We start from the raw sequence: 26,374 nt of genomic DNA on the forward strand, positions 1-26,374 counted from the left end.
GCACTTGCATGTTTTGGCAATAGATGGCGGTGGAACGAAAACGATTGCAACAATCTCAACATGTCATGGGCAAATTATGGCGCTAGCAGAAACAGGCAAAAGTAATCCCACATCCATGAGCTTCGAGCATTTTACAGAGACGATAACAGAATTAATAAATAATTTAAAAAGACAACAGCCTCACGAATTTCAACACATTACAAAGTGCCATGCTGGCCTGTCTGGTGTAACAGAAAATAATAATGAGAAAATTACCTATGCATTATTAACCTCGCTTTTACCGAAAGACTGTCAACTATCACTATCGAATGATGGAATGAACGCGCTGTATGCGGGAACCTTGGGGCAGCCAGGCATTGTACAAATTTCTGGTACGGGTGCGATTACACTCAGTATAGATGCATCTGGAAGAATTGAGCGTACAGCAGGATGGGGTTATATTTTTGATGATGAGGGCAGTGGCTATGATATTGGCATTCGCACATTAAAAGCGGTATTTAAAGCATTCGACAAAAGAGGTCCTGAAACGCTTCTAACAGCAGCGGTATTAGAATATTTTCGATTACAATCCGTTCCGCAGATAATTGAAGTGGTATATGGCGAAGGGCATCCGCGGGATACCATATCACCTTTAAGTAAGGTTGCAATTGAATGCGCTAAACGTGGTGATGGAGAAGCCAATACAATTATTGATCAAGTGTGCCATGTTTTTTATCAAAGTATAGACGCTTGTTACAAAAAAAACCCGTTTGCACATAAGCAAGTCAAAGTAGTGCTAGCTGGTGGCGTTTTTAATGAATTGGAGCTATTTACTAAAAAATTAATCGCTATTGATAAAAAGAATAGTAATCAGTATGACTTCGTGGGTGCTTATAGCTTACCGGTAGGTGGTGCCGCTTTAGCTGCTTTAAGATTACCATATAATGAGGCAAAGCTATTTATCGATCAATATAATGCAAGTATGAAGAAGTTTTTAACGAATTAATCCCCCTTAACTTAGCAAGTAGAGAATAGCATATACATGTCTCTACTTGCATTTTGTCAGTCTCCTACTTTAAACATATACCCCTTATATGAATTATGAATGATCATGACGATTCCGATAAGCATAAAATTGGATAATAACGAACTTCCACCATAGCTTAAAAAGGGTAGGGTGACACCTGTGACAGGTAAAAGCCCAATGGTCATGCCGATATTTTGAGTAATTTGAAAGGCTAGTAAGCTTGAAATACCTGCCCCCATTAAAGTCATAAAGGGGTCTCGCGCTACTACCGTAATAACGACAATACGATAGATAACAAAAAAAAGTAGCGCGATTACAAATGCTCCTCCAATAAAACCTAGCTCTTCTGCAATAGCAGAGAATATAAAATCGGTATGTTTTTCTGGTACATAGACATTGTTATGTAGATAGCCCTTGCCCACAAATTCTCCTGACCCGATAGCCATAAAGCCTTGGCGTACTTGAAAAGAAGAATCTGTATATTCATAAGGCTGAAGCCATCCATAAATTCTAGAAATCTGATGTCCTGATAGAGCACCTAAAACCTTCTCTGTAAAAAATTCATTAAATCTGACATAGAGCACTACCAGCGTACTGATGATAACTAGAGGAACAGCCGTAAATACGACAAGAAGCTTTCTATGAATACCTGAAAAGAAAATCATCGGTAAAATCATTGCCATATACAACATGACCATACCTGTATCGGGTTGTCTATAAACAAGTAGCGTAGGAGGAAGGACAATTAGCCCGATTTTTATAAGTAACCAAAAATCTGCTAGATAGGAGGGGCGGACATTTTTCTCTTGATGAGCAATAATGACCTTACTCACAACTATTAAAAAAGCGAACTTTAAAAATTCCGAGGGTTGGAGAGAACCTAAAAACGGGATTTGATACCATGATTTTGCCTGATTGATCGTTCGAGCAATGCTTTCAGGAGCAACAATAAGACCAGCCGTTAAAGCAACTATTAGGAAGTAAAATGGCCATCCAATCTTCTTCAACTGTTCAATATCAAGCAAGGATATTCCAAGCATGATGGTTAATCCGATGACATAAAATAAAAACTGTTTGATAATAAAGGAGCTTGCATACTGTTCAAAATTTACACTACTAGAATGGACAAAAAGGCAACTAATAGCGCCGAGTAAAAGAAGACTTATTACTAAACTCCAATCTAACTTCTTGAATTGCGTCAAATGTAACACCTCCATTCTCTAGTATGAACGCTTACAATGTATGGAAGGTTGCGAATGTTTTTCTAAAAATAGTATGAATAAGTAGCAATAATCTGGCTAATTTAGCGAGTTAAATTACCTAAATAAAACTAAATGATGGGTATAAATTCTTAATATTTCGATTAAAATTTACAAAAATATAACACTGGCTTTATATCTCTATACTATCATTATTGGTAAGAGTTGGAGGAGGAGCCAAGGATCATGCATTTTTTCCGTTTCATTAAGGTGAAGGACAAGTTACTTGTACTCATGATTGTTTGTGTATTATCGAATGTATTGCTAGGTGTATTCAGTGTAGATTATTTAAGGAAAATGTCGTGGCATGCAAGTGAGAGTTACACACAGGGACTGGTCCCAATTGGATGGCTAAATGAGCTAGAAGAATCACAGCGTCGATTAGATTTTATAGTAGATTCGAAGGGTGACGATAAAGAAATGACAGCCATTTTACAAAACATGGCGCAGCCTTTAGATCATCTAGATAGCCAAGAAATTGACAAGAAGATGAGTCATCAAATTAAGAAGTATAAGTCATTGCTTAAGAAGCAGGAAGAAGCCATTGAGAACTTTAAGCAATTGAACCATGGTGAGCTAGATCAGTTTTATGTGCAAACATTTTTACCAATTAGTCAGGAGAGTCATGCATTATTAGAAGACACGCAAAATTATTTGGTTCAACGAGCAAAAGACCAACAGCAGGCTTATCAAAAAGATGTACAATTTGGCTACTGGTTACTAGGTGGCGTATGCTTAGCGGTTGTCTTGCTTGTTATCCTTATCGGCTTTATTGCAACGAAGGCAGTCAATGTGCCAACCCGTCAACTAAAGTCATTATTAAAACGAGCAGAACAAGGTGATTTCACTGCCAATGCAAGTTATGTAGCTCATGATGAGCTTGGTGAAGTAGTTCTGTCATACAATCAAATGGTAACAGAGGTGAAACGACTACTCCATACTGTCACAGACAGTGCCTATGAAGTAGAAGAAATGACAGGGAAATTGCAGAAATCCTCTGAGCAATCATCAACAACGACATTAAAAATAGCGAAGGATGTACAATCTATTTCAGAGTCAACGTCTGCTTCTTCTAGTAAACTAGCTTCGAATACTGCTTCCTTAGAGGAGGTTTTAAATGATGTACAGGTTATTTTAGAAAAGGTTCAGGTTGTAGAAAGTTTTGCACAAAAAACGGCCAGAGATGCAGAAAGTGGAACTGAAATTGTACAGGCTAATTTAACACAAATGCAAGCTATTAAGCAGGCGGTTGAAAAATCTAATACAGCTATCTTTAATTTAGTAGAGCGGGCTGCATCGATTGATCAAATGATTGAAGTAATAGAAAGAATAACAGCGCAAACTAACTTACTGGCTTTAAACGCTTCAATTGAAGCCGCTAGAGCAGGAGAGCATGGTAAAGGCTTTGCAGTAGTGGCTAATGAGGTTCGTAAGCTTGCAGAGCAAACTGTTCAATCGACACAAACGATTACATCCATTGTACAGAACATCCATCTAGATTCGAGTTATGCGGTACAAATGATGGAAGGGGTTTTAGTAGCGACTGAAAAAGGTGTAGCTGTTACAGGACAAACTGCGTCAAGTTTTGATCAAATTTTAGAAAAAGTACATACTATTAAGCCATATATTATGGAAGTATCTGCTACGGTTCAAGAGATTGCCAATCACACGCAGAAGGTAAGTGAGGATGCGGGTATGCTGACAGCCTTATCCGATACGAATGCCGTGTCTACTAAGCATGTTGCTACGTTAACAGCTGATCAATTAAAAGCTCAGCAACAGTTCCATAATTATATTAAGGAATTGCGCAAAGTATCAAAAGTTTTGCAAATAGCTGTCAAACGTTTTTCGATATAATTTAATATTAAAGAATAATATTCAAAAAGGGTCTTCTTTGCAAAAAATAGCAAAGAAGATTCTTTTTTTGCATGGTTACAAAACTAGCTTATGAAAGTGTAAATGATTTGTGTTTTTGAGATGTACAAATGTGTTTTGTATATTTTTGTAGCACAATATTTTTCTTGTTCTCATATACTGTGAATAAGGGATTGTATGTTCTTTGTAAGGAATATTATTAATATAATTGTTGTATTTTCAAAACGAACACATTATAATGAATTTCATTGAAAGTGTTATTAAATCAATGTTTATTAATGTATTTTTGTACTTTCAGAAAGTACAATTGTTCACATGTGGAGGTTTTGGGAAATGAAAAAGATTGTTGTTACTGGAGCACTTGGTCAAATTGGTTCTGAGCTAGTAGAAAAACTTCGTGGTATTTATGGAGAGGACAATATACTTGCTACAGACATTAGAAAGCTTGAACATACTAAGGGCCCATTTGAAATATTGGACGTGACAGATGGACAAAGAATGCATGATTTAGCAAAGGACTTCGGTGCAGATACGATGATGCATTTAGCAGCATTATTATCAGCTACAGCAGAGAGAAATCCATTGTTAGCTTGGAATTTAAATATGGGTGGATTAATGAATGCGTTAGAAGTTTCACGTGAGTTAAATATGCAATTTTTCACGCCAAGCTCAATTGGTGCGTTTGGTCCGTCTACACCTAAGGAAGATACACCACAGGATACTTTGCAAAGACCAACAACTATGTATGGGGTAAATAAGGTAGCGGGTGAGTTATTATGCGATTATTACTTTAATCGTTTTGGTGTTGATACACGCGGAGTACGCTTCCCTGGGCTAATTTCTTATGTAACACCTCCAGGTGGTGGTACAACAGATTATGCTGTAGAAATTTTCTATGAAGCCATCGAACAAGGCAAATATACATCGTATATTCAGGAAGGTACATTTATGGATATGATGTACATGCCAGATGCCTTACAAGCTATTGTAGATTTAATGGAAGCAGACGGTAGTAAGCTTATTCATCGCAATGCTTTTAATATTACAGCCATGAGCTTCGAACCTTCGCAAATCGCGGCTGAAATCAAGAAACACTTACCAAATTTCACAATGAGCTATCAGGTAGATCCTGTTCGTCAAGCCATTGCAGATAGCTGGCCAAACTCTTTAAATATTGAAGCGGCTCAAAAAGAGTGGGGCTTCAAAGCAGAATATGATTTAGCTAAAATGACGGTAGATATGTTAGAAAAATTGAAAATTAAACTGCATAAAAAAGCAATTTCATAATAGATAGGCAACGGGTGAAGACTAGACTTCATCCGTTTTTTTATATATAAAAGAAAATTATTGGAATATATAGATTAAATTATGAAATTAAAATATAATAATATTCGGAATATTAATAGTATTCAGTTAAATTGATGCTATGATAATTTCACAAGGGGAAATTCACAAATGAAGGGATGATGGGTTTTATGATGCAAGCACCATTAGTTTTAACTAGTTTTTTTAAACGAGCAGAGAGCTATTTTGCAAGAAAATCAATTATTTCACGGACAAGCCCACACAAAATACATCGTTTAACATATGGGCAGTGGGCAAAAAGAACGCGTCGTTTAGCAGATGCCCTTACGAAGCTTGGGATGACAAGAGGAACAAAAGTCGGCTCCTTTGCGTGGAATCAGCATCGACATTTAGAAGCTTATTTTGCTGTGCCTTGCTCAGGGGCAATCTTACACATGGTAAATATTCGTTTATCAGAAGAGCATTTGATCTATATTATTAATCATGCAGAAGATGAGATTTTAATGGTCGATGTAGATTTATTACCGATCATTGAAAATATTGCGCCAAAACTTGAGACAGTGAAACATTATATCATTATGACGGATGAACCAGCTTTGCCAAAGACTACATTACAAAATGTTTTATCCTATGAGGACATATTAGCTACTGCTGATGAAGAATTTCAATTTCCAGAGGATATTGATGAAGAAGCACCTGCCGGTATGTGCTATACAAGCGCCACAACAGGGAATCCAAAGGGGGTTGTCTATTCCCATCGGGGTTTAGTACTACACAGTATCATGCTGAGTATGTCTGACTCTATGGGAATTGCGGAAAGAGATGTCGTGATGCCGATTGTACCCATGTTTCATGCAAATGCATGGGGCTTGCCTTTTGCTAGTGTCAATGTGGGTGCTACACAAGTTCTACCAGGTCCGCAATTTACTTCAGCATTAATAATGGATTTAATCGAACAAGAAAAGGTTACATTAACTGCTGGTGTTCCAACCATTTGGATAGGTGCCTTACAGGAACAGGAAAAGAAAGAACGAGATATTAGTTCTTTAAGAGCGATATGCTGTGGTGGATCGGCTTCACCAACTCGACTCATTCGGACATTTGAAGAAAAATATGGAATTCCTTATATTGTTGTCTATGGCATGACGGAAACTACACCAATCGTGGCATTGTCTAATTATATGTCATGGATGGAAGATTGGCCGATTGAAAAACGTATTGAAGCTCGAGCGATGCAAGGGATGACAATGGCAGGTATCGAATCTAGTATTATTAATGAGGCGGGGGAGGTACCTTGGGATGGCGAAACAATGGGGGAATTACGTTTAAAAGGCCCATGGATTTCCAACGAATACTATCGTGATGAGCGAACAGCAGATGCTTATCGAGATGGTTGGTTATATACTGGTGATATTGCTGTACGAACAGCAGATGGCTTTATTAAAATTACGGACCGTACGAAGGATCTTATTAAATCAGGTGGGGAATGGATTTCCTCTGTTGATTTGGAAAATGCGCTGATGACTCATGATGCCGTTTTAGAAGCGGCTGTCATTGCCATGCCCCATGCTAAATGGCAGGAGCGTCCATTAGCTTGTGTTGTATTGAAAGAGGGACAATCAGTAACTGAACCAGAGCTTCTTGCTTTTTTAGAAAATCAATTTGCCAAGTGGTGGGTACCAGATGCAGTCGTCTTTCTAGAAGAAATTCCAAAGACATCTGTCGGAAAATTCCTGAAAGCGAAGCTGCGAGATAATGTAGCAGAAATTTATCCTAAATCATTGGTATAGGTAAAAGAGCGATTTCCGTAAATGGAAGTCGCTCTTTTTTGAGTTATTTAGTTAGCATGTGGAAGACTTGTTCAACGTCTTTATCGCCACGACCAGAGATATTAATAATAATGCTTTCCTCAGATGATAAAGTTGGTGCTAATTTTAGAGCATGTGCGACTGCATGTGAGCTTTCAAGAGCAGGAATAATACCTTCAACCTTAGAAAGTACTTGGAAGGCATCTAAAACTTCTTCATTTGTCACGGTCACATATTCAGCACGACCGATTGTTTTCAAATGGCTATGCTCAGGCCCCGCACCTGGATAATCTAAACCAGCTGCTATTGAATAGGTAGGGAGTGGGTTGCCTTCTGCGTCCTGAAGTACTAAACATTTGAAGCCGTGTAGCTCTCCTGGTGTTCCTTCGTTTAAGGTAGCAGCTTTGTCTGGCTCTATTCCAATAAGACGAACATCTTCGTCTGCAATATAATCAGCAAATGCCCCAATGGCATTACTACCGCCTCCTACACAGGCAAGAACAGCTGTCGGCAGCTTTCCTTCCTTTTCTAAAATCTGTTCACGACTTTCGCGGCTAATCACTGATTGAAAATGTTTAACCATTGATGGGAAGGGGTGTGGTCCAACTGCTGAGCCTAATAAATAGAAGGTTGTTTCATAGTTTTCTACTAAGTCAGCGAATGCCTCATCTACTGCATCCTTTAAGCGTCCTTGCCCTTTATCGACAGCTACAACTTTCGCTCCGAGAAGTTCCATGCGAAATACGTTCAATGCCTGACGTTTTGTATCTTCCAAGCCCATATAAATCGTGCAATCCATTCCAAACATGGCACACGCTGTAGCTGTTGCTACACCATGTTGACCTGCCCCTGTTTCGGCAATCACGCGATTTGCTCCCATACGTTTAGCTAGTAAAATTTGTCCTAATACATTATTGATTTTATGGGAGCCTGTGTGGTTAAGGTCTTCACGTTTTAAATAAATTTTTGCGCCACCTAATTGCTTTGTTAAATTCTCTGCAAAATAAAGAGGGGATTTACGACCGACATATTCACGGAAATAGTAATCTAATTCTTGCTTAAAATCATCATCCTCTTTATACTTTTGAAAATTCTCATCTAGTCTATTTAAAACATTTTGAAGCTCCTTTGGAACAAAGCTTCCACCAAATTCACCGAAATATCCCTTTTTTTCTACTACTGTACTCATCTTAACTCGACTCCTCTATGCTAATTTTTCCAAAAAAAAAGCCACTCCAATCCCTCATAAAAAGGACGAGTAACCGTGGTGCCACCTTCATTCGCAATTTTTGCGCGCTTTCCTGCTCCGGTAACGGGGAGCGAAACGGCCTTACATTTGATAAGGCTGCTCTGAAGTCCATTCACAAGTCTGTACTACTGGTTTGCACCAACCACCAGCTCTCTAAAAGTAACAATGCTTGCTACTACTCTTCTTCCTTGCATTTATTAGAAAGAATTGTAGAGTATTTTCAGAATAGTGTCAAGAAAAAAGACGAATCTAAAAAGATCCGTCAGTTAAATCAAATTTTTAAAGTGAAGGCGTTTGTTTAATACATACATAATCGGTGCACCTACAGCTAATACAACAAATTCACCCGCCGCGACTGTTAGCCAAGTCCAGAAAAATGGCAACTCTAAAGCCAAGTTCAGCTCAAAGGCAATGATAAACATAGTACATGTAAAGAGCAATGTATTAATAATTAAACGTGCCCAAATATTTTTGACAAATTTACAGATCAAAATAAACAGGCCAAGTGTAATCATTGAATGACCTACACCAAAAACTAAATCGTAAATGCCAAGTGGTGAAAAGAGATTAGAGATCAATACACCAATAATAATCCCTACGGCAAAGCGTGGATTAAAGGCCACTAAATGGTTAAACATCTCAGATACTCGGAACTGAACCTCTGTAAAACCAAATGGTGCAACAAGCATGGTTACAGCTATATAGAGAGCCGCAATGATACCACTTGCTGCTAAAAATTTTATCTTCATATTCATTTCTCCTTAGTTTTTTTTCGTGGGATGGTTACGAACCACGGTGCTTTCACACAAGTAAATATTTTATTATAGATATCTAGTAGAAGTCAAATGTCAGACTTTGTCTATAATGTCCTATCGTCGCAAAATTGTCATAAATATTTTTTACTATGTTGAAAAAAGAAATCGAATAACTAAAACAGCGTAGTTTAGCGGTTTAAAGCGCCAAATTAAATGAAAAACTAAAATATTTTGTCACTTTTAAAAGTCAGAACATTCATAATGTTGTTGACGGAGCTCGATAATAACGATAATATAGCGATACATTCACACTTTGTTTGGATAAAGTGCGATAGATATTCGAGAATATAATCGGGGGGATTATTTGTGAAAAGCAATGTAAAGAAGTTGTCATTCCTTCTTTTTGGATTAGTGTTGCTTCTTGCTGCTTGTGGTAGCAGTGGCTCAGGTACAACAGATTCAAAAGGAAATGAATCAAACAATGCAAGTGAGAGCGGAAATGCAGATGATAAAACATATAAAATCGGGATTACTCAAATTGTTGAGCATCCATCGTTAAACGCAGCAACGGAAGGCTTTAAAAAAGCAATTGAAGATGCTGGTTTAAAAGTTGACTACGATCCACAAATTGCACAGGGAGATAATAGCCTTAACACAACGATTGCTAACAATCTAGTAAGTGCAAACGTAGATTTAATTTTTGCAAACTCTACACCTTCTGCACAAGCCGCTGCAACAGCAACAAGTGATATTCCAATTATTTTTACATCTGTTACAGATGCTGTTGGTGCACAGCTAATTGACTCAATGGAGAAGCCAGGGAAAAATATTACAGGCACAATCGATTTACATCCAGAAACGATTTCTAAAACTGTAGCATTCCTAAAAGAACTTGGTGCGAAAAAAGTAGGGATGGTCTACAATGCGGGTGAGCAAAACTCAGTTGCACAAGTTTCAGAAGTGAAAAAGGTTATGGACGAACAAGGTTTAGCGGTGGTAGAAGCATCAGCATCTACTTCAGCGGATGTAAAACAAGCGACAGAGTCTCTAATTGGTAAAGTAGACGCTTTCTATATTATTACTGATAACACAGTTGTTTCTGCATTAGAATCGGTAATTGATGTTGCCAATACTAATAAATTACCATTAATTGTAGGAGAACTAGATTCTGTAGCACGTGGCGGTTTAGCAGCTTATGGTTTTGAATATTTCGATATCGGTTATGAAGCAGGTCAAATGGCTGTGAAAATTTTAAAAGGTGAAGCTACACCTGCCGATACACCAGCACAATACCCACAAAATCTGAAATTATTAATCAATAAAAAAGTTGCAGATGATTTAGGCATCGAAATTAAAGATTCTTGGGGTGCCGAAATTCTAGAACAGTAAAACGAAGCGGGGTGCACTATCCCCGCTTTATCTTCATTTTACAAGTGATATAAATAATAAAGAGATTTAGGAGATGATTCAACGATGTTTTTAGCATTATTTGGCGCAGTGGAGCAAGGAATCATCTATGCAATTATGGCACTTGGTGTATATTTAACATTTCGGGTGTTAGATTTTCCGGATTTAACGGTTGATGGAAGCTTTGTAACAGGGGCGGCAACTGCAGCAACAATGGTTTTGCTTGGCTACCACCCAATCTTAGCGACTTTAGTGGCAATTGTTGCTGGATTTATTGCTGGATGTATGACAGGAATTCTTCACACGAAAGGAAAGATTAATCCGCTTTTATCAGGAATTTTAATGATGATTGCTTTATACTCGATTAATCTACGTATCATGGGGTTAACTGCAGAAAATACGATAGGTCGCCCGAATATTCCACTACTAAACTCTGAAACAATCTTTTCAAAGTTTCAATCTTTTTGGAGTAATTTAGGGATCGATGATGCTATCAATAACCTATTAAAAAGCATAGGCTTTCAGCATGTACCAGGTACATGGAGTGTGCTGATTGTTGTATTAATCATCACGATTTTAATTAAGTTAATAGCAGACTGGTTCTTAAAGACAGAGGTTGGGCTAGCTATCCGAGCAACTGGTGATAATAAACGAATGATTCGCAGCTTCTCTGCAAATACAGATACACTTATCATTTTAGGGCTAGGTCTTTCCAATGCGCTTGTCGCATTTTCTGGAGCTTTAATCGCACAATACTCGAAGTTCTCTGATGTTAGTATGGGGATTGGTATGATTGTGATCGGTCTCGCATCCGTTATTATTGGTGAAGCTATTTTTGGGACTAAAACTATTATCCGTACAACGTTTGCAGTTATTGCAGGAGCCATCATTTATCGTATTATATTAGCTTTAGCATTACGTGTAGATTTCCTTGATTCAGGAGACATGAAATTAATTACAGCGATCATCGTTATTTTGGCGCTGATCTTACCGCAATTTATTAATAAGAGTAAAGAACGTAAACGTAAAGCTAAACGTGCTGCAGAACTTTCACAAGTAAAAAAAGTAGAGCAGGGAGGTAATGGCCTTGCTTAAATTACATGGTATTAATAAGGTATTTAATGAAGGAACACCTGATGAGAAGATTGCACTTGCGGAGATAAACCTACATTTAAAGCCCGGTGATTTTGTGACAATTATAGGTAGTAATGGTGCAGGTAAATCAACGATGATGAATATGATTTCAGGTGCTTTAACACCCGATTTCGGTACAGTATTGATTGATGGTAATGATGTGACAAGTTTGCCTGAATATAAACGCTCTCAATACATTGGGCGTGTCTTCCAGGACCCAATGGCAGGAACTGCACCTACGATGACAATTGAAGAAAATCTAGCATTAGCATACTCTCGAAATAAGCATAGAGGGCTACGCAATGGTGTGGACAAAAAGCGTCGTGAATTTTTTAAAGAATCGCTAGCGATGCTTGGTTTGAATCTTGAGAATCGTCTTTCTGCTAAGGTAGGCTTACTTTCAGGTGGGGAACGTCAAGCTTTGTCGCTCTTAATGGCTACCTTTACAAAGCCATCTATTTTATTACTGGATGAGCATACGGCTGCACTTGATCCATCACGTGCAGAGTTAATTACTCGTATTACGAAGTATTTAGTGGAAAAAGATAATTTAACGACATTAATGGTAACGCACAATATGCAGCAAGCATTAGATTTAGGGAATCGTCTTATTATGATGGACAAAGGCCAAATCATTTTAGAAGTTGGTGAAGATCGCAAACATGAATTAACAATTCCTGATTTAATGTCCGAGTTTGAACGTATTCGTGGGGAAAAAATGAATTCAGACCGTGCTCTATTAGGTTAATATCGAAACGCTCATACACTTGTATGGGCGTTTTTCATAGTGTAAAAAATTTCATCCATAGTGTTTTTATGAATGGTGTAAATGAATGACCGTTACAGGTTCCCTAATTTCACGTGTGGGGGGTGCCGATCTATCTTATGGGAGTCTAGTAGCCTTCCAATCCAGCACATTAATTTAGCAAAGGTCCTCACTACTCTTTATGGAAGGGCGTTGTCACACATCGTTTTTCCGCATTTTTAGTATGATAGAAAATGAAAGGAACAGTTTTAAAAGGGTTGATTGGAGAGGAGTTGTAGGGGATTTAGCGGCTCATCAGACGCCACCTGGACGCTGGAGGAACAGATATCAATCCCTCGCCTTGCCAGAATGTCTCTTTCCGCAGACAATATTGTTTTTTCAACATCATATAAAACGCTCATGCACTAGTTTGAATAATTTTATTTAGGGAAATTAAACGATCAATAAACTTTATGCATAAAAAAGCCTCACTTTCAGAGAAGTGAGGCTCTTCATTTTAAACGAGTAAGCCAAATAGTTGAATATCGTTGTTTACTTCTTTGTATTTGAAGCCGAATTCATCCATTCGGGCAAGTAGTCCTTCATATTCAGCACGATCACCTAACTCAATGCCGACTAGTGCAGGGCCACTTTCTTTATTATTTTTCTTGGTATATTCAAAGGTAGTAATGTCATCGTTTGGTCCAAGTACACTAGTGAGGAATTGACGTAATGCTCCGGCACGCTGAGGGAAGCTGACGATGAAGTAGTAAAGTAATCCTTCGTGTATAAGTGACTTTTCTTTAATCTCCTGCATTCGTCCAATGTCATTATTCCCACCACTGATGATGACAACGACTGACTTACCTTTAATTTCTTCTTTATAAAAATCAAGAGCTGCCACTGATAATGCTCCTGCAGGCTCAGCGATAATCGCATGTTTATTATATAGATCTAGAATGGTTGTACATACCTTGCCTTCAGGTACAAGAACAATATCATCTAAATAGCGACGACAAACATCATAAGTGTGGTGACCGACGCATTTTACTGCAGCACCATCAACGAATTTATCAATCCAATCAAGAGCAACTGCGCCACCTTCAGCAAAGGCAGCCTTCATACTACCAGCACCAGCAGGCTCCACACCAATAATTTTACTAGTAGGAGAGAGATTTTTAATGTAGGCAGACACGCCTGACATTAAGCCACCACCGCCAATACTTCCGAATATGTAGTCGATTGGCTCCTCCATATCATTCATAATTTCTACCGCTACGGTTCCTTGACCAGCAATGACATCAAAATCATCAAATGGATGAATGAAGATTTTACCATGCTCTTCACAATAGCTCAACGCGCTTTCAGCAGAATCATCGAATGTATCTCCTGCTAAAATAATTTCCACATATTCACGTCCAAACATACGTACTTGGTCTATTTTTTGCTTCGGCGTTGTTTGTGGCATAAAAATGCTTGCTTGAATTTTTAATTGGGCACAGGCATAAGCTACACCTTGTGCATGATTGCCTGCACTTGCACAGACAACCCCAGCATTGCGCGCTTCATCCTCGATTTTTTTAATTTTATAATAGGCACCACGAAGCTTGAATGAGCGTACATGTTGTAAATCTTCGCGTTTAATATAAATATTAGCTCCGTATTTCTCGGATAAATAGTCGTTTTTTTGTAGTGGTGTGTGCACAACTACATCTTTTAAAAAATGATGTGCAATCAGGACATTCTCCACTTGCACGGTTCTAGTATCAGCAACTTCCATAGTATTCATCCTCCGTTATACGTTTAAAACATTTATCTATGATAGCACACTTTATTTGCTTTTTGTGATTAATTTTTAGTAAATTCTAAATTTTCCGTGTCTATTTTATGATGTAAGCGTTTTATCTTGATATAGCTAATTATTTTATAAAGAAGAAATATCTCAGACCTAGAATTAGCTCAATTTAAGGGGAGAAAATCTGTTGTTTCAAATCTAAAAAATACTACTCTCATAACAAAAATGGTCAAGCATATACTAGATTAGCTTAGGACAAGTAGGAGGGTATGTAGTGGAAATCATTCAAGGAATTTTATCAACATATTGGAAGTTTTTTGATTTGGCGATGTGGCAAGAAGTACTAATGGACCCTGTCTCCTGGGGACTAATATCCTCATTAATTATTATAGAAGGTTTGCTGTCGGCAGATAATGCACTGGTATTAGCGGTACTAGTGAAACATTTACCAGATAAACAGCGAAAACGGGCATTAATGTATGGTATGCTAGGTGCCTATTTTTTTAGATTTTTATTTATTGGCATAGGTGTTTATCTAGTAGAATTTTGGTTTATTAAAGTATTAGGTGCTTTGTATTTAGGTTGGCTTTGTGTAGCTCATTTCCTTCACATAGGGAATGAGGATAGTGTAAAAGAGGTAAAGAGGTCAGGATGGATGGTGCGTCTTTTCGGCACGTTTTGGGCAACTGTCATTTCTGTTGAGCTAATGGATATTGCTTTTTCAATTGACTCAATCTTTGCTGCGTTTGCGATATCAGATCAGGTCTGGGTGCTTTTAATTGGAGGGATGTTAGGAATATTAATGATGAGGACGATTGCAGGTGTTTTTTTAATCATCATTGAAAAAATACCAGAGCTTGAAGCAACAGCCTTCATAATTATAGGTGTCATCGGCTTAAAAATGTTAGTAAGTGTTTTCAATATCCACATCCCTCATTATTTATTCTTCCTTTTCTTAGTGATTGCTTTTTTCATCACGATCATTGTGCATATGATGAAGAGAGTAAGAGCTGCCTAATTAAAAAGTACTGTTCTCCAAAAATGAGAACAGTACTTTATTTATTTTACATATTTATCTGGGTCAACAATATAGAACTTTTCAACATTAAGCCAGCTCTCGCTCATTGGTTCGCCGTCATCAATACGTTTTTCAGTCTCCTGCATCATCCAACCAGTCTGAGACGCATGGGCTTGTAATGCTTTTAATTTGTCCATTCGCATTTCCCTAATATCATAGACCACATGTGGTTCACCATTTTTTTCAATCGTATCATTGGCGAATGCACAACCGAATATTTGTGGACGAGCAGCCTTTGGCATACGACGTACAGCTTCAACTACAGCACGTGCTGTTGCTTCATGGTCTGGGTGAACAGCAAAGCCAGGTAAAAATGTGAAAATTAAAGAAGGCATTAGTTCTTCGATTAGCCCTTCCACTAGTTTTACCATTTTTTCATCATCTTCAAATTCTATTGTTTTATCACGTAGACCAAGCATGCGTAAATCTTGAATACCCATTGCCTCTGCCGCTGCAACCAATTCCTTACGACGGATTTCAGGTAAAGACTCGCGTGTAGCAAAGGGTGGATTACCTAAATTACGTCCCATTTCGCCTAATGTTAAACAGGCATATGTAACAGGTGTATTCATTTTCTTTGTATAGTAGGCGATGGTTCCCGCAACTGAGAAAGCCTCATCATCTGGGTGAGGGTACACAATTAAAATATGACGTTGTGGTTGTAAATTCAAATAGTCGTCCCCCTTAGTAAGTAAATGGCGTTTCACTAATTTCAAGCGCAATCGCCAATTTTCCAGAGTAGTCTAGTCCAGCCATTAATAAACGGCCTAAATCATCTAATTCAAAATGTGTAATGCCTTGAGCATAAACCCAGCCATGAGGTAATTTTAAACCCACACGATGAGGTGCATTATCTACAACCTTAGCAAGCTCATAGTTAATTTTAGCATTGCGAATAAAAGCACCTGCATTAAAAAACTGTTCATCATAGTGTGCTGCATAAGATCCGTTTGTCGTCTCAAGATGAATATAAACGTCTTTGTTGGCGAAAGAATTCAGCAATTTTTGCAACGTCTCTACTTGTACTTCTTGCATCTTAACACTCCTCTCGATCATTTCTCCTTTAAGTATAGTAAAAAAAATTCGCAAAGGGAAATTGATTGCTTTGATAAAAAAATTGATGATTTATATTTACAAACCTTAGCGCCATTTTGTCCAAATTTTTGAGAGTGTGAAATTGAATCGTAGCATCCAGAGAAATAAATCATCATCTCTAAACCTATGACAAGTTCTTAAGCAATATTCTTGAAAAAATTATTGTAATGTATCAATATAGGGAGTGTGAAAATAAATATGTACAAACTGTGTCGTTTCGCATTGTATCCGTTTTCACATCTGAAAAGATATTGCAACCATGACTTCTTCCTAATTTGTGTGTGTAGACAGCTCCACCTGTTGAAGGTAGTATTATTTCAGAAATAATGAATTCTATCTTGGTACAATAGATGACGTTCCTTGAACAGGTTATGCAAGGTAGCTGTGAAAAAGGGAAGAAAAATGAAGCTCATTATCATAGTATAATAAAAACCGCGACTCTCTTTATGACGGAGAGTCGCGGTTTTTTTTATTAAAAATTAATGTAGGCTATGTATTTGTTAGTATCGATTGAGCTTTCGTTCTATTGTATCTAAACGATTATTAACATTTTGTAATTGTTTAAACATTTGCTTCATATAAAGATTTTGATCTTGGGTTTCAGTAGTTTTGGCTTGTGCCAATTCTTCCTCCTCCTGCAGAGCCAATATTGTGGCAAGGGTGGATAATGAGTAACCAAGTGTTAATATGATGGAGGCAATTACTTCAACTTTTGAAGAGGTGATTTCTCCAGCTAGTAAACCTGATTCTTCCGTTAAGTCTTCTACCTTGTTTTTTTTCATTTTTTCCCCTCCCATACAGCTAATATATGGGGTATGAGGCATTAACGTATCTTGTCCAATTTTAATCTTTATCGGATAAATACTCATCATTAAATAATTGTTTAGTATTTGTAATTTTCTAATAATTACATTGATTTTTCCATTTAAATATAGCATTATAGTAGGAATAAACAAGACGTTTAGAGGGGGAATTGGTGTGAATAAGGACTTTAAATATTGTAAGGAATCAAGAGTGATGCGTACAAGTCGTGTATTTCCAAACGATGTGAATAATCATAATACATTATTTGGCGGACGATTGATGAGCGATATTGATCAAGTTGCTTCCATTTCAGCTGCAAAGCATAGCAGAAGAGATTGTGTTACAGCCTCAACTGATTCAGTCGATTTCCTACATCCCATTCGCCCAACAGATTCGGTTTATTTCGAATCCTATGTAACTTGGACGGGAAGGTCTTCTATGGAGGTTTTTGTTAAAGTCATTTCTGAAAACTTGAAAACTGGGGAGAGAAAGGTGGCAGCGACTGCATTATTAACTTTCGTGGCATTGGATGAAAATAACAAACCAGCACTGGTCCCACGAGTAATACCTGAAACAGTAGAAGAGACAAAATTGCATGAAACAGCTTCAGAACGAGCGAAGGCCCGTGCTGAACGTAAAAAGGAAAGTAAAGCATTAGCGCAATTTATATCTATGAATGATCCATGGGATTATCGGCTAGAAATGATGGAGAATTATATGTAAAAAAAGAGGGATGTCTCAAATGACTTTGAGACATCCCTTTCATTCTTATATTTCTGTTACTGTTACGTGTGGAGCACCAAAGCGTGATTTCGCTCCATGCATGACAGGACCTACATATTCATTTAGCGCCCAGCCATGTGCAATAGCTGCCGATACAAACTCTTTTGCTTCAATGACAGAATCTTTAATAGTAAGACCATTCGCAAGATTCGCTGTGACAGAGGCAGCAAAAGTACAGCCTGCACCGTGGTTATTTGTAGATGCAACTTTTTCAGATTCTAATAAGTAGAATGTTTCACCATCAAAGAATAAGTCTATTGCTTTTTCAGTAGCTAGGGCTTTTCCACCTTTTATGACAACAGCTTTAGCTCCTAGTTCATGGATTTTACGAGCAGCAATCTTCATGTCGTCAATGTTTTTTGGTGTACCTGTGCCAGCTAATTGTCCAGCTTCAAACAGGTTTGGTGTTGTTACCGCTGCTAGTGGTAAAAGATGCTGAATCATGGCATCTGTGTTACCTGGATTCAGTACTTCATCGTCACCTTTACATACCATAACAGGATCGATGACAACATTTGTAGTCCCTGAATTTGCAATAGCCTTTCCAGCAATACGAATAATTTCTTCTGTTGAGAGCATTCCTGTCTTAATGGCATCAATTCCTGTGGAAAGTGCTGTGTCAATTTGTTTTTGTAGTAAATCAGTTGGCAAAGGTGTGACGTTATGTGTCCAGCTGTTAGGGTCCATTGTTACGACAACTGTTAATGCCACCATCCCATATGTACCGTGCTCTTGAAATGTTTTAAGGTCAGCTTGCATTCCTGCACCGCCTGATGTATCTGAACCAGCAATTGTTAATGTTTTTTTTAGAGTCATGTAAAGGATCTCCTTTATCGTTAAGAGTTATAAAATTAACATCTAGTATAGTCCGATTCTGATTCTATAAAAATAGCCAGAATACTATATTTTTATATGGTCAGTTTCAACTGATGCTTGAATTCATCTTTAATTTTTTGTACCGTTGTAAGAAGAGAAAGGGGCTTAAAGAACGATGAAACAAGTATTCCCGAATGATTGGCAAGAAGTACTCAAAGAAGAATTAGAAAAACCATATTATCAAAAACTACGTCAATTTGTCGCAAATGAATATTCGACACAAACTATTTATCCACCAATCAATGATGTGATGAACGCATTCTATACAACAGCATATCATGATGTGAAGGTTGTTATTTTGGGACAAGACCCTTATCATGGGCCTAATCAAGCGCATGGGCTAAGCTTTTCTGTTAAACCAGGTATTCCACATCCTCCTAGCTTACGGAATATGTTTCAAGAGCTACAGGATGATTTAGGCTGTCCAATTCCTCAAAATGGAACGCTAACAAAGTGGGCTGAACAGGGTGTTATGCTATTAAATACGGTCCTTACGGTTCGAGCAGGACAAGCGAATTCCCATAAAGAACAAGGGTGGGAGCAATTTACCGATGCTGTTATCGATCTATTAGCTGCAAGGGAAGAACCACTAATTTTTGTATTGTGGGGCAAACCAGCGCAACGCAAAAAGCAATTAATCCGAAAATATAAAACACCACATGTCATACTCGAAGCGCCACACCCAAGTCCATTAAGTGCTTATCGAGGATTCTTTGGTAGTAAACCTTATTCAAAGATAAATCAACAATTAGTGGAGTGGGGCAAGCAGCCGATTGATTGGTGTTTAGCATAGATTGGCACAAATCGTTTGCTTTATACGCTTTAGCAATCATGTTACATTTAATATAGAAGAAAGTGAGGGACATTGATGAAGGTGAATTGTTTTAAGTGTCAATTTTTTAAAGTAACCTGGGACCCTCAAAACCCACGAGCATGTGCAGCTTATGGCTTTAAAACAAAGCAAATACCATCCGTTGTTGTGAAGCAATCCTCGGGTGTAGATTGTTTAAAATTCGTACCAAAAGTAGAAAGTGGGAGAATGTAATGATTTCTTATCAGGCCGTTATACAGCAACTTGAAAAACAATTATCTTACGCAAAAAATGCGGGAAATGATCAGCAAATTCGTGAGGCACTTACAGCCATTCGAGCATTATGTGATGTGGTGTTAGATTCTTCGAGTGATGCACCATCTATCACTCCTCATAAGCATGTACCGCAAATGCTTGTATCAGAGTCAAAACCATCCACTTTATATACAGCAAAGATTGAAGAAGATGGAGCCAATGGCGATTCCATTTTTGATTTTTAATCCATTTTAAAGGTAGGGTAACGAAAATGAAAAGATTTATCGTGACAGGTGCTCTTCATGGCCTATTAGCAGTAGCATTCGGTGCATTTGGTGCACATGCTTTAAAGGAAATTTTAGATGAATATAGTCGAGGTATTTGGGAAACGGCTGTTCAATATCAAATGTTTCACGCTACAGGATTACTAATCATTGGTCTGTTAATGAGCTCTAAACTATTAGGTGAAGTGAAACAATTAAATCTAGCAGGTATTTTCTTTAACCTTGGTATTGTTTTCTTTTCTGGGAGCTTATATGTTCTGGCGATAAGTGGTATTAAAGTATTAGGAGCTATTACACCAATTGGTGGCGTACTATTCTTAGCTGGATGGCTACTTATTATTTTAACTGCTATCAAGCATGCTCGCTAATTTTAAGCTGACTCTCTTACATTATTTGTAGGGGGGTTTTTCTTTGTTATGAGTCATCTTTCAAAGATAGGGATTTAAATCCTATCCATTTTGTAAGAATTTATAGTACACTACTAATATTACTTGCAATATTTCGAAAATATCAAAAGTGAGGTTACGTAGTATGGAAAAACTATTTACATTACTGGATGCTAACTATAATGAGATGGTAGGGATTCGTCGCCATTTACATGAATACCCTGAATTATCCTTTGAAGAAGTCGAAACGCCATCCTATATAGCTACTTTTCATAGAGAATTGGGTCATGTGGTTCGAGAAGGAGTGGGAGGACGTGGCGTCGTAGCGATATTACGTGGCGGAAAGCCGGGCAAAACGGTGGCTTTACGAGCTGACTTCGATGCATTAGCGATTCAAGAAGAAAATGATGTACCTTACAAATCTAAAATAGCTGGAAAAATGCATGCATGTGGACATGATGGACATACAGCTACATTGCTTGGGCTAGCTAAGGCATTAAATGCGATGAGGGACCAAATTGAAGGCAATGTCGTATTTATTCATCAGCATGCAGAGGAAGTGGCTCCAGGTGGAGCTAAGCCGATGATTGAGGATGGTTGTTTAGAAGGTGTAGATGTTATTTTTGGTACACATTTATGGGCACCTACACCATTAGGAGAAATATTAGTGAAAGACGGAGCCATCATGGCTGCCGCGGATAAAGTAGAAATAACGGTACAAGGAAAGGGTGGTCATGGCGCAGAGCCTCATCATTCTATTGATGCAGTTACCCTAGCCTCCCAATTTGTCGTTAATGCTCAACAGCTTGTTTCAAGACGAATTGACCCATTGAAATCAGCTGTTTTAACAATCGGTCATTTTGAGGCAATTAATCCGTTTAACGTTATAGCTGATCGGGTAGTTTTAGCGGGGACAATTCGTACATTTGAAGAAGAAGTACGCATACAAATGGAACAAGAGTTAGAAGCAGTATTAAATGCGACTTGTCTGGCATTTGGGGCAAGTTACGAATATCGTTACACAAGGGGTTATCCACCTGTTTATAACCATCTGAGAGAAACCGAGTTTTTGGCACAATTGGCGTCGACTGTACCAGGGGTAGATCAAGTAATAACATGTCCGCCATTTATGATTGGGGAAGACTTTGCGTATTATTTAGAAAAAGTACCAGGCACATTTTTCTTCACAGGAGCTAAAAAGCCAGAATGGGAAACGGCCTATCCGCATCATCATGCACGCTTTGATTTTGATGAACGTGCTATGCTAATTGCAGCAAAAACCTTAGGTAAAGCAGCCTTAACGTATTTAAAAGAAAATTGAACATAGCGAATGATAAAAATCCGCATACGCCCATCGACTTTTGGTCAGTGAGTGTATTGCGGATTTTTACTTAGAGATAGAATTATGGATTTTGATTAAAGTAAGCCATTTCCTCATCATACTCAGCAAAATCGAAATAAATCATAGGGAAAAGAAAACGATGATTAGACTTAAGCTCACGAATAATGACATGATCTCGACCAGCTGCTTCTACCACACCACGAACAGTTTTTGTGTTTTTTCCCTGCTCTACTGCGTGCTCAAAAGAAAAATGGAAGGTAGCTGGTTTTCCACGGTTCAAACGTAAAATATTTTCTATATAGGACTCCTCACGGCCGGGTGGTCGTCCGCTCGGAAGTGTGACTGGAGGAGGAGTCATTTGTTGTTGCGTTGTTGGTGTCCAATAATAAGGCATCATCAATTATCAACCTACTTTCTTTTTAAATTTGAGGACAATCTTGTTCAGTTGGCGAGAAAAAACAATGGGATTTGAACCTGCCAGTATTCCATTGGCCATACCATTGTGCAGGACAATCACCTGCTGGCATGAAAAACCACAAAGAGCGAGTAGCTGGATGAAATCTTTCACCCTGAATTACTCTTTTAGCTAACCGGATATCTTGATCACGTGCTCTTTGATAAAAATAACCCTTTTGTGTTGCCTCAAAGCCTCCCGGACGCTGATAAACCATTTGTTCAATTGTTCGAATATCACCAAAATCTAAACAATCACCTCTTACACGATTAACGCCAACATTCCCAACCATCAGCATACCTAACTCTCCTTCGCCTTCTGCTTCGGCACGCATTAGTCTTGCAAGTAGGGCTGTCTGTGCATCATTCGTCTTAATAACAGCGATTTTCATACCTCCTCGCAGACAGTATATGCACGAAGGTATAGTAGTCATGTTCAATTTTGTTAAGAAAGACAATCACATATTAAAGTTACTATGCATATAGTAGTAATAACGACAAGTACGTAGAAAATACTTCAAATCCTGCAAGGCCCGATAGTTTTTATAGCAAAAAGGGTAAATAGAAAAAAATAGATTTAGGGGAACGTGAGATCAATGAATTGCATGTGTATCTAATACATGTGAGGTGATGGCTTATGGAAATTGGCGTTTGGTTTGGGATCTTATTAAGTGCAGTACTGGCCTTTCTATTAGGGGAGTTTTATGGACAGCCGCTCCACTGGTATCTCTTTATTGTTATTATAGTGATTGGTTTTTTTATTCAAACGGTTATCTTAATTTTAAAAGTAAAGAACGAGAGCTCTTAATGAGGTATATAGAAGAAACGTGTTGAGGTTAAGAAAGTGTCATCGCTAAAAGATGGCACTTTTTTATATTGTGAGTAAAAGGGTGGAAAGCAGGGCATCAGGAAAAATGCCTTTACAATGCTTGTTTTAGCTGAAATCCAATAAGACATAATTATTCTTGCCTAGTAAGTATATTAAAAATATAGCGTGACATACTAAAATTGACTTTATTTTTGCTTTTATGAAGGAGCGTTTCCATGCGTATTTTTAGTATGTTTGTAGCGATCATCATCAGCGCTTTTCTGGCAGTTGGAATAGCAGAATATTATCATCAACCATATAATTGGTATTTAGTTTTTCTTATGATTCTAACTGGGATTTTTATTCATATTATTATTTTAATATTCGAATCTGAGAATGCAGAAGAAAACGAAATTTAAAAATGCGAGTCCGTCAATATGGACTCGCATTTTTAATTAGATATTAAACAGTTAAGAATTTAACCAATTTATCTTTATCAAGAAGGTTTCCGACGAAAAATTCCCCGAATTCGCCATAGCGTGCTGACACTTCGTCAAAGCGCATTTCATATACTAATTTTTTGAATTGCAGTACGTCATCAGCAAATAAAGTTACGCCCCATTCGTGATCATCGAAGCCTACAGAGCCAGTAATAATTTGTTTTACTTTACCAGCATAGCCGCGACCAATCATTCCATGTGAACGCATTAATGATTTACGCTCATCCATTGATAGCATGTACCAGTTGTCGTTCCCTTGACGGCGTTTATCCATTGGATAGAAGCATACATATTTAGCGCGCGGAAGTTCAGGATATAGACGCGCACGTACATGTGGATTTTGGTAAGGATCTTCATTTGACTCGCCAGCTAAATAGTTTGAAAGCTCTACCACAGATACATAAGAATATGTAGGAATTGTAAAATCTGCAATAGCTAATTTATTGAATTCTGCTTCAAGCTCTTGTAACTCATCCATTGTTTCACGCAATGTCATAATCATAAAGTCAGCTTTTTGACCAACGATTGCATAGAAAGCATGAGCACCTGTTTTAGCTACGTCTGCTTCGTTCAGTTTTTCTAAATAAGCTATAAATTCCTCTACTGCTGCTTGACGTTCCTCAGCAGAAACAAGTTTCCAAGATGCCCAATCAATTGAGCGGAAATCATGTAAAGCGTACCAACCATCTAACGTAATTGCTGCTTCATTCATTATTGAAAACACTCCTTTATAAGTGAATACCATTCAAAAATTAGTTTATCATAGTTTGTACAAAATCCCTAAGTTCATGATAGTAATTCACGAATTTGACACCATCTAAAGATCATGTATTCTAAAGAGAAGAGATGTAATAAGAGGAGTACCGATATGAAACATATTTTACAACAGCCAATTTGGCGTTATTATGATCAATCCATTAGTGCGAAGCAAAGATCACCGCTTGAATCTTTTGCGACGGACGATACATTGTGCCAATTAGTCGGCCAATTGATGTCTCCTCCAACAATTCGTACATGGGTTCATGAGGCATCTGTTGTGCTAGGTATTCAAGACCATCGTTTACCTTATGTTCAGCAAGGTATGGAATTACTAGAATCTAGAGGCTATCATCCTATTGTTCGTAATTCTGGTGGACTAGCGGTTGTGCTAGATGAAGGGATTCTTAATATTTCCATTGTATTGTCTGAACAAAAAGAGTCGCTCAGTATAAACGATGGCTATGATGTAATGGTAGACCTTGTGAAGGGATTGTTCCCAGAAGTAGCTGAAAAAATTGAGGCTTATGAAATAGTAGGCTCTTATTGCCCAGGTTCTTATGATTTAAGTATTGATGGGAAAAAATTTGCTGGTATTTCACAAAGACGCTTACGTCAAGGGGTGGCAGTGCAAATTTATTTATGTATTGAGGGGAGTGGCTCACAACGCGCGGCACTTATCCGTGACTTTTATGAAGAAAGTTTGCAACAAGAGGAAACAAAATTCACTTACCCTCAAATCGTGCCAGAAGTCATGGCTTCGCTATCAGAGCTTATAGACCCTCATTTAACAGTAGAAGCGGTTGTTATTCGTCTACAGCAACTACTTAATCAGTGGGCCGAGGAAGTACGTCCACAGTCCTTTTATGACGAAGAATTAACGTTGTATGGTTTTTATTTACAGCGCGTTTTTGAGCGCAACACCAAAATGCTTGAACGTAAGTAAGCTGGTTGATTATATGAAACAGAAAAAGCGATGCGGCTAATTTAGCGCATCGCCATTTTCTGGTTGATAAATAGAACTGCTAGTTACAAGATTTCCGTTCTTCTCCATTTTAAAAACAGGTGCAATTCGCTCTTCCTCTTCATCAAGCGTAACAAGACGTCTAGCACGATTCATAATTTGTACAAATTGCTCGTAATCTTTGCGAATCGCTCGATTTTCCTCTTCTAGTTTTGTAATGGTTTTCTCTAGTTTTTTATTTTTCTCAGATGTTACATGTACAAGTTGTCGCCATTTTGAAGATTCATTTCCTACTTCACCAGAATGCTGTAAACGTAGTAAATAAGCTATGACAATATCAAGAGAAAGGGCAGATAGCGGAATTGATTTTCCTTCTGCAGCACTATTATTTACGGTAAACATACTAGAAGCACGGCGTCTTGCTGGCGCTCCCAACACTCGCATTCTCTCTTTTCTTTCCTTTTTAGCTTCTGCTAATTGTTCCTCGTATTCTTTACGAACAACGGCATTCCAACGAAAACCACAGGCTGCCGCAGTACGATTTAATGCATCGCCTGCTTCCTCAAAGGCATTAAGCTGTGTGCTTCCTTCTGTTACATGACGGATTACAGCCTCTGCTAGTAATTCATCGTTTTCTTTTAACCAAGCATCTTGTCTTACTTTACTCATATTAAAATCCTCCCACCTTTATCTGGAACTTGTTATTTAAGACTAGCATGACCAATCTTTTAACCTTTTATTCATCTATGTAGAAGGAATTATGCTTGAATAGAAGGGGAAAAGTACGATACAATACCCGATGTAGGTTTGTGCACATGCTGCATACTTAAATATGTGAAGG

The 26,374-nt window shown here is 38.0% G+C and carries 29 protein-coding genes, 1 riboswitch and 1 other annotated feature; of the genes, 17 read left to right on the top strand and 12 right to left on the bottom strand.

Going from position 1 to position 26,374, the window contains the following annotated elements; all coding sequences use genetic code 11:
• The first annotated feature begins 4 nt into the window (after nt 1-4).
• Nucleotides 5-985, top strand: a complete 981-nt coding sequence (locus NYE73_RS02505) for an N-acetylglucosamine kinase (RefSeq protein WP_048393411.1) — start codon at nt 5-7, stop codon at nt 983-985.
• A gap of 56 nt (nt 986-1,041) precedes the next feature.
• Here the strand turns inward: NYE73_RS02505 and NYE73_RS02510 are convergent, their stop codons facing one another.
• Nucleotides 1,042-2,208 carry an FtsW/RodA/SpoVE family cell cycle protein gene (locus tag NYE73_RS02510; RefSeq protein WP_233436294.1) on the bottom strand — a complete coding sequence of 389 codons (1,167 nt, stop codon included), beginning with the start codon at nt 2,206-2,208 and terminating at the stop codon, nt 1,042-1,044.
• 243 nt (nt 2,209-2,451) lie between these two features.
• Between NYE73_RS02510 and NYE73_RS02515 the strand changes: the two genes are divergently transcribed.
• The 3 genes from NYE73_RS02515 to NYE73_RS02525 all read left to right on the top strand — a co-directional run bounded on the left by NYE73_RS02515 (nt 2,452) and on the right by NYE73_RS02525 (nt 7,235).
• The gene (locus NYE73_RS02515) at nt 2,452-4,122 is read left to right on the top strand and encodes a methyl-accepting chemotaxis protein (protein ID WP_048393415.1); all 1,671 of its coding nucleotides are present in this window, start codon (nt 2,452-2,454) and stop codon (nt 4,120-4,122) included.
• Nucleotides 4,123-4,473: 351 nt separating this feature from the next.
• Complete coding sequence (locus NYE73_RS02520; RefSeq protein WP_259949390.1) at nt 4,474-5,427, top strand: L-threonine 3-dehydrogenase; 954 nt, start codon at nt 4,474-4,476, stop codon at nt 5,425-5,427.
• Nucleotides 5,428-5,615: 188 nt separating this feature from the next.
• Complete coding sequence (locus tag NYE73_RS02525) at nt 5,616-7,235, top strand: long-chain fatty acid--CoA ligase (protein WP_066037065.1); 1,620 nt, start codon at nt 5,616-5,618, stop codon at nt 7,233-7,235.
• 43 nt (nt 7,236-7,278) lie between these two features.
• On the opposite strand, the gene trpB is transcribed toward NYE73_RS02525, so the two are convergent.
• Together trpB and NYE73_RS02535 are read right to left on the bottom strand one after the other, a co-directional pair.
• Nucleotides 7,279-8,442 carry a tryptophan synthase subunit beta gene (gene trpB, locus NYE73_RS02530; protein WP_048393416.1) on the bottom strand — a complete coding sequence of 388 codons (1,164 nt, stop codon included), beginning with the start codon at nt 8,440-8,442 and terminating at the stop codon, nt 7,279-7,281.
• Between the two features lie 58 nt (nt 8,443-8,500).
• Nucleotides 8,501-8,700: a binding site (T-box leader), on the bottom strand.
• A gap of 68 nt (nt 8,701-8,768) precedes the next feature.
• Nucleotides 8,769-9,251, bottom strand: coding sequence for a QueT transporter family protein (locus NYE73_RS02535; protein ID WP_048393417.1), 483 nt, complete (start codon nt 9,249-9,251; stop codon nt 8,769-8,771).
• Between the two features lie 6 nt (nt 9,252-9,257).
• Nucleotides 9,258-9,302, bottom strand: a riboswitch (PreQ1 riboswitch).
• 321 nt (nt 9,303-9,623) lie between these two features.
• Between NYE73_RS02535 and NYE73_RS02540 the strand changes: the two genes are divergently transcribed.
• The 3 genes from NYE73_RS02540 (at nt 9,624) to NYE73_RS02550 (ending at nt 12,546) form a co-directional block, all read left to right on the top strand.
• Nucleotides 9,624-10,646: an ABC transporter substrate-binding protein gene (locus NYE73_RS02540; protein ID WP_259949394.1), complete on the top strand. Its 1,023-nt coding sequence runs from the start codon at nt 9,624-9,626 to the stop codon at nt 10,644-10,646.
• Nucleotides 10,647-10,730: 84 nt separating this feature from the next.
• Nucleotides 10,731-11,759: an ABC transporter permease gene (locus tag NYE73_RS02545; protein WP_009371612.1), complete on the top strand. Its 1,029-nt coding sequence runs from the start codon at nt 10,731-10,733 to the stop codon at nt 11,757-11,759.
• Complete coding sequence (locus tag NYE73_RS02550; protein WP_054549124.1) at nt 11,752-12,546, top strand: ABC transporter ATP-binding protein; 795 nt, start codon at nt 11,752-11,754, stop codon at nt 12,544-12,546. Before NYE73_RS02545 ends, NYE73_RS02550 begins: the two co-directional genes overlap by 8 nt.
• 514 nt (nt 12,547-13,060) lie before the next feature.
• Here the strand turns inward: NYE73_RS02550 and ilvA are convergent.
• Complete coding sequence (ilvA, locus tag NYE73_RS02555) at nt 13,061-14,323, bottom strand: threonine ammonia-lyase IlvA (protein ID WP_259949396.1); 1,263 nt, start codon at nt 14,321-14,323, stop codon at nt 13,061-13,063.
• 289 nt (nt 14,324-14,612) lie between these two features.
• On the opposite strand from ilvA, the gene NYE73_RS02560 reads away from it, so the two are divergent.
• On the top strand, nt 14,613-15,356 hold the full coding sequence (locus NYE73_RS02560; RefSeq protein WP_131520759.1) for a TerC family protein: 744 nt from the start codon (nt 14,613-14,615) through the stop codon (nt 15,354-15,356).
• Between the two features lie 41 nt (nt 15,357-15,397).
• Here NYE73_RS02560 and bshB2 read toward each other — a convergent pair whose 3' ends face one another.
• The 3 genes from bshB2 to NYE73_RS02575 all read right to left on the bottom strand — a co-directional run bounded on the left by bshB2 (nt 15,398) and on the right by NYE73_RS02575 (nt 17,293).
• Complete coding sequence (gene bshB2 / locus NYE73_RS02565; protein ID WP_115674186.1) at nt 15,398-16,087, bottom strand: bacillithiol biosynthesis deacetylase BshB2; 690 nt, start codon at nt 16,085-16,087, stop codon at nt 15,398-15,400.
• A 13-nt stretch (nt 16,088-16,100) separates the two neighbouring features.
• Nucleotides 16,101-16,451: a YojF family protein gene (locus tag NYE73_RS02570; RefSeq protein ID WP_004225428.1), complete on the bottom strand. Its 351-nt coding sequence runs from the start codon at nt 16,449-16,451 to the stop codon at nt 16,101-16,103.
• Between the two features lie 560 nt (nt 16,452-17,011).
• A complete protein-coding gene (locus tag NYE73_RS02575) occupies nt 17,012-17,293 on the bottom strand; it encodes a hypothetical protein (protein ID WP_048393429.1) in 282 nt (93 codons plus the stop codon).
• 196 nt (nt 17,294-17,489) lie between these two features.
• On the opposite strand from NYE73_RS02575, the gene NYE73_RS02580 reads away from it, so the two are divergent.
• Nucleotides 17,490-18,038, top strand: coding sequence for an acyl-CoA thioesterase (locus NYE73_RS02580; protein WP_004227610.1), 549 nt, complete (start codon nt 17,490-17,492; stop codon nt 18,036-18,038).
• Nucleotides 18,039-18,083: 45 nt separating this feature from the next.
• Here NYE73_RS02580 and thiD read toward each other — a convergent pair whose 3' ends face one another.
• On the bottom strand, nt 18,084-18,914 hold the full coding sequence (thiD, locus tag NYE73_RS02585) for a bifunctional hydroxymethylpyrimidine kinase/phosphomethylpyrimidine kinase (protein WP_259949399.1): 831 nt from the start codon (nt 18,912-18,914) through the stop codon (nt 18,084-18,086).
• Between the two features lie 175 nt (nt 18,915-19,089).
• Here thiD and NYE73_RS02590 point away from each other — a divergent pair, with 175 nt between their 5' ends.
• The 5 genes from NYE73_RS02590 (at nt 19,090) to NYE73_RS02610 (ending at nt 22,031) form a co-directional block, all read left to right on the top strand.
• Entirely contained in the window at nt 19,090-19,767 is a 678-nt protein-coding gene (locus tag NYE73_RS02590) for a uracil-DNA glycosylase (protein ID WP_259949400.1), read from the top strand.
• Between the two features lie 75 nt (nt 19,768-19,842).
• A complete protein-coding gene (locus tag NYE73_RS02595) occupies nt 19,843-20,019 on the top strand; it encodes a hypothetical protein (protein ID WP_048393435.1) in 177 nt (58 codons plus the stop codon).
• Complete coding sequence (locus NYE73_RS02600) at nt 20,019-20,285, top strand: YwdI family protein (RefSeq protein ID WP_048393438.1); 267 nt, start codon at nt 20,019-20,021, stop codon at nt 20,283-20,285. Before NYE73_RS02595 ends, NYE73_RS02600 begins: the two co-directional genes overlap by 1 nt.
• Nucleotides 20,286-20,311: 26 nt before the next feature.
• On the top strand, nt 20,312-20,692 hold the full coding sequence (locus tag NYE73_RS02605) for a DUF423 domain-containing protein (protein WP_259949403.1): 381 nt from the start codon (nt 20,312-20,314) through the stop codon (nt 20,690-20,692).
• Nucleotides 20,693-20,855: 163 nt separating this feature from the next.
• Nucleotides 20,856-22,031: a M20 family metallopeptidase gene (locus tag NYE73_RS02610; RefSeq protein WP_311198640.1), complete on the top strand. Its 1,176-nt coding sequence runs from the start codon at nt 20,856-20,858 to the stop codon at nt 22,029-22,031.
• A gap of 82 nt (nt 22,032-22,113) precedes the next feature.
• Here the strand turns inward: NYE73_RS02610 and gerQ are convergent, their stop codons facing one another.
• Together gerQ and NYE73_RS02620 are read right to left on the bottom strand one after the other, a co-directional pair.
• Nucleotides 22,114-22,449 (bottom strand): spore coat protein GerQ, encoded by a 336-nt coding sequence (gene gerQ / locus NYE73_RS02615; RefSeq protein ID WP_004227629.1) that lies wholly within the window; start codon nt 22,447-22,449, stop codon nt 22,114-22,116.
• Nucleotides 22,450-22,471: 22 nt separating this feature from the next.
• The gene (locus NYE73_RS02620) at nt 22,472-22,897 is read right to left on the bottom strand and encodes a cell wall hydrolase (RefSeq protein WP_004227631.1); all 426 of its coding nucleotides are present in this window, start codon (nt 22,895-22,897) and stop codon (nt 22,472-22,474) included.
• 245 nt (nt 22,898-23,142) lie between these two features.
• Between NYE73_RS02620 and NYE73_RS02625 the strand changes: the two genes are divergently transcribed.
• Entirely contained in the window at nt 23,143-23,313 is a 171-nt protein-coding gene (locus NYE73_RS02625; RefSeq protein ID WP_004227634.1) for a hypothetical protein, read from the top strand.
• Between the two features lie 236 nt (nt 23,314-23,549).
• A complete protein-coding gene (locus tag NYE73_RS02630) occupies nt 23,550-23,732 on the top strand; it encodes a hypothetical protein (protein ID WP_004227636.1) in 183 nt (60 codons plus the stop codon).
• Between the two features lie 43 nt (nt 23,733-23,775).
• Here the strand turns inward: NYE73_RS02630 and hemQ are convergent, their stop codons facing one another.
• Complete coding sequence (hemQ, locus tag NYE73_RS02635; RefSeq protein WP_004227638.1) at nt 23,776-24,525, bottom strand: hydrogen peroxide-dependent heme synthase; 750 nt, start codon at nt 24,523-24,525, stop codon at nt 23,776-23,778.
• 156 nt (nt 24,526-24,681) lie between these two features.
• On the opposite strand from hemQ, the gene NYE73_RS02640 reads away from it, so the two are divergent.
• On the top strand, nt 24,682-25,515 hold the full coding sequence (locus NYE73_RS02640) for a lipoate--protein ligase family protein (protein WP_259949409.1): 834 nt from the start codon (nt 24,682-24,684) through the stop codon (nt 25,513-25,515).
• A 36-nt stretch (nt 25,516-25,551) separates the two neighbouring features.
• Here the strand turns inward: NYE73_RS02640 and NYE73_RS02645 are convergent, their stop codons facing one another.
• Nucleotides 25,552-26,202 (bottom strand): RsfA family transcriptional regulator, encoded by a 651-nt coding sequence (locus tag NYE73_RS02645; RefSeq protein WP_004227650.1) that lies wholly within the window; start codon nt 26,200-26,202, stop codon nt 25,552-25,554.
• Between the last annotated feature and the right edge of the window lie 172 nt (nt 26,203-26,374).

It is taken from the genome of Lysinibacillus sp. FSL K6-0102 (assembly GCF_038003545.1).
Classification (GTDB): Bacteria; Bacillota; Bacilli; order Bacillales_A; family Planococcaceae; genus Lysinibacillus; species Lysinibacillus capsici.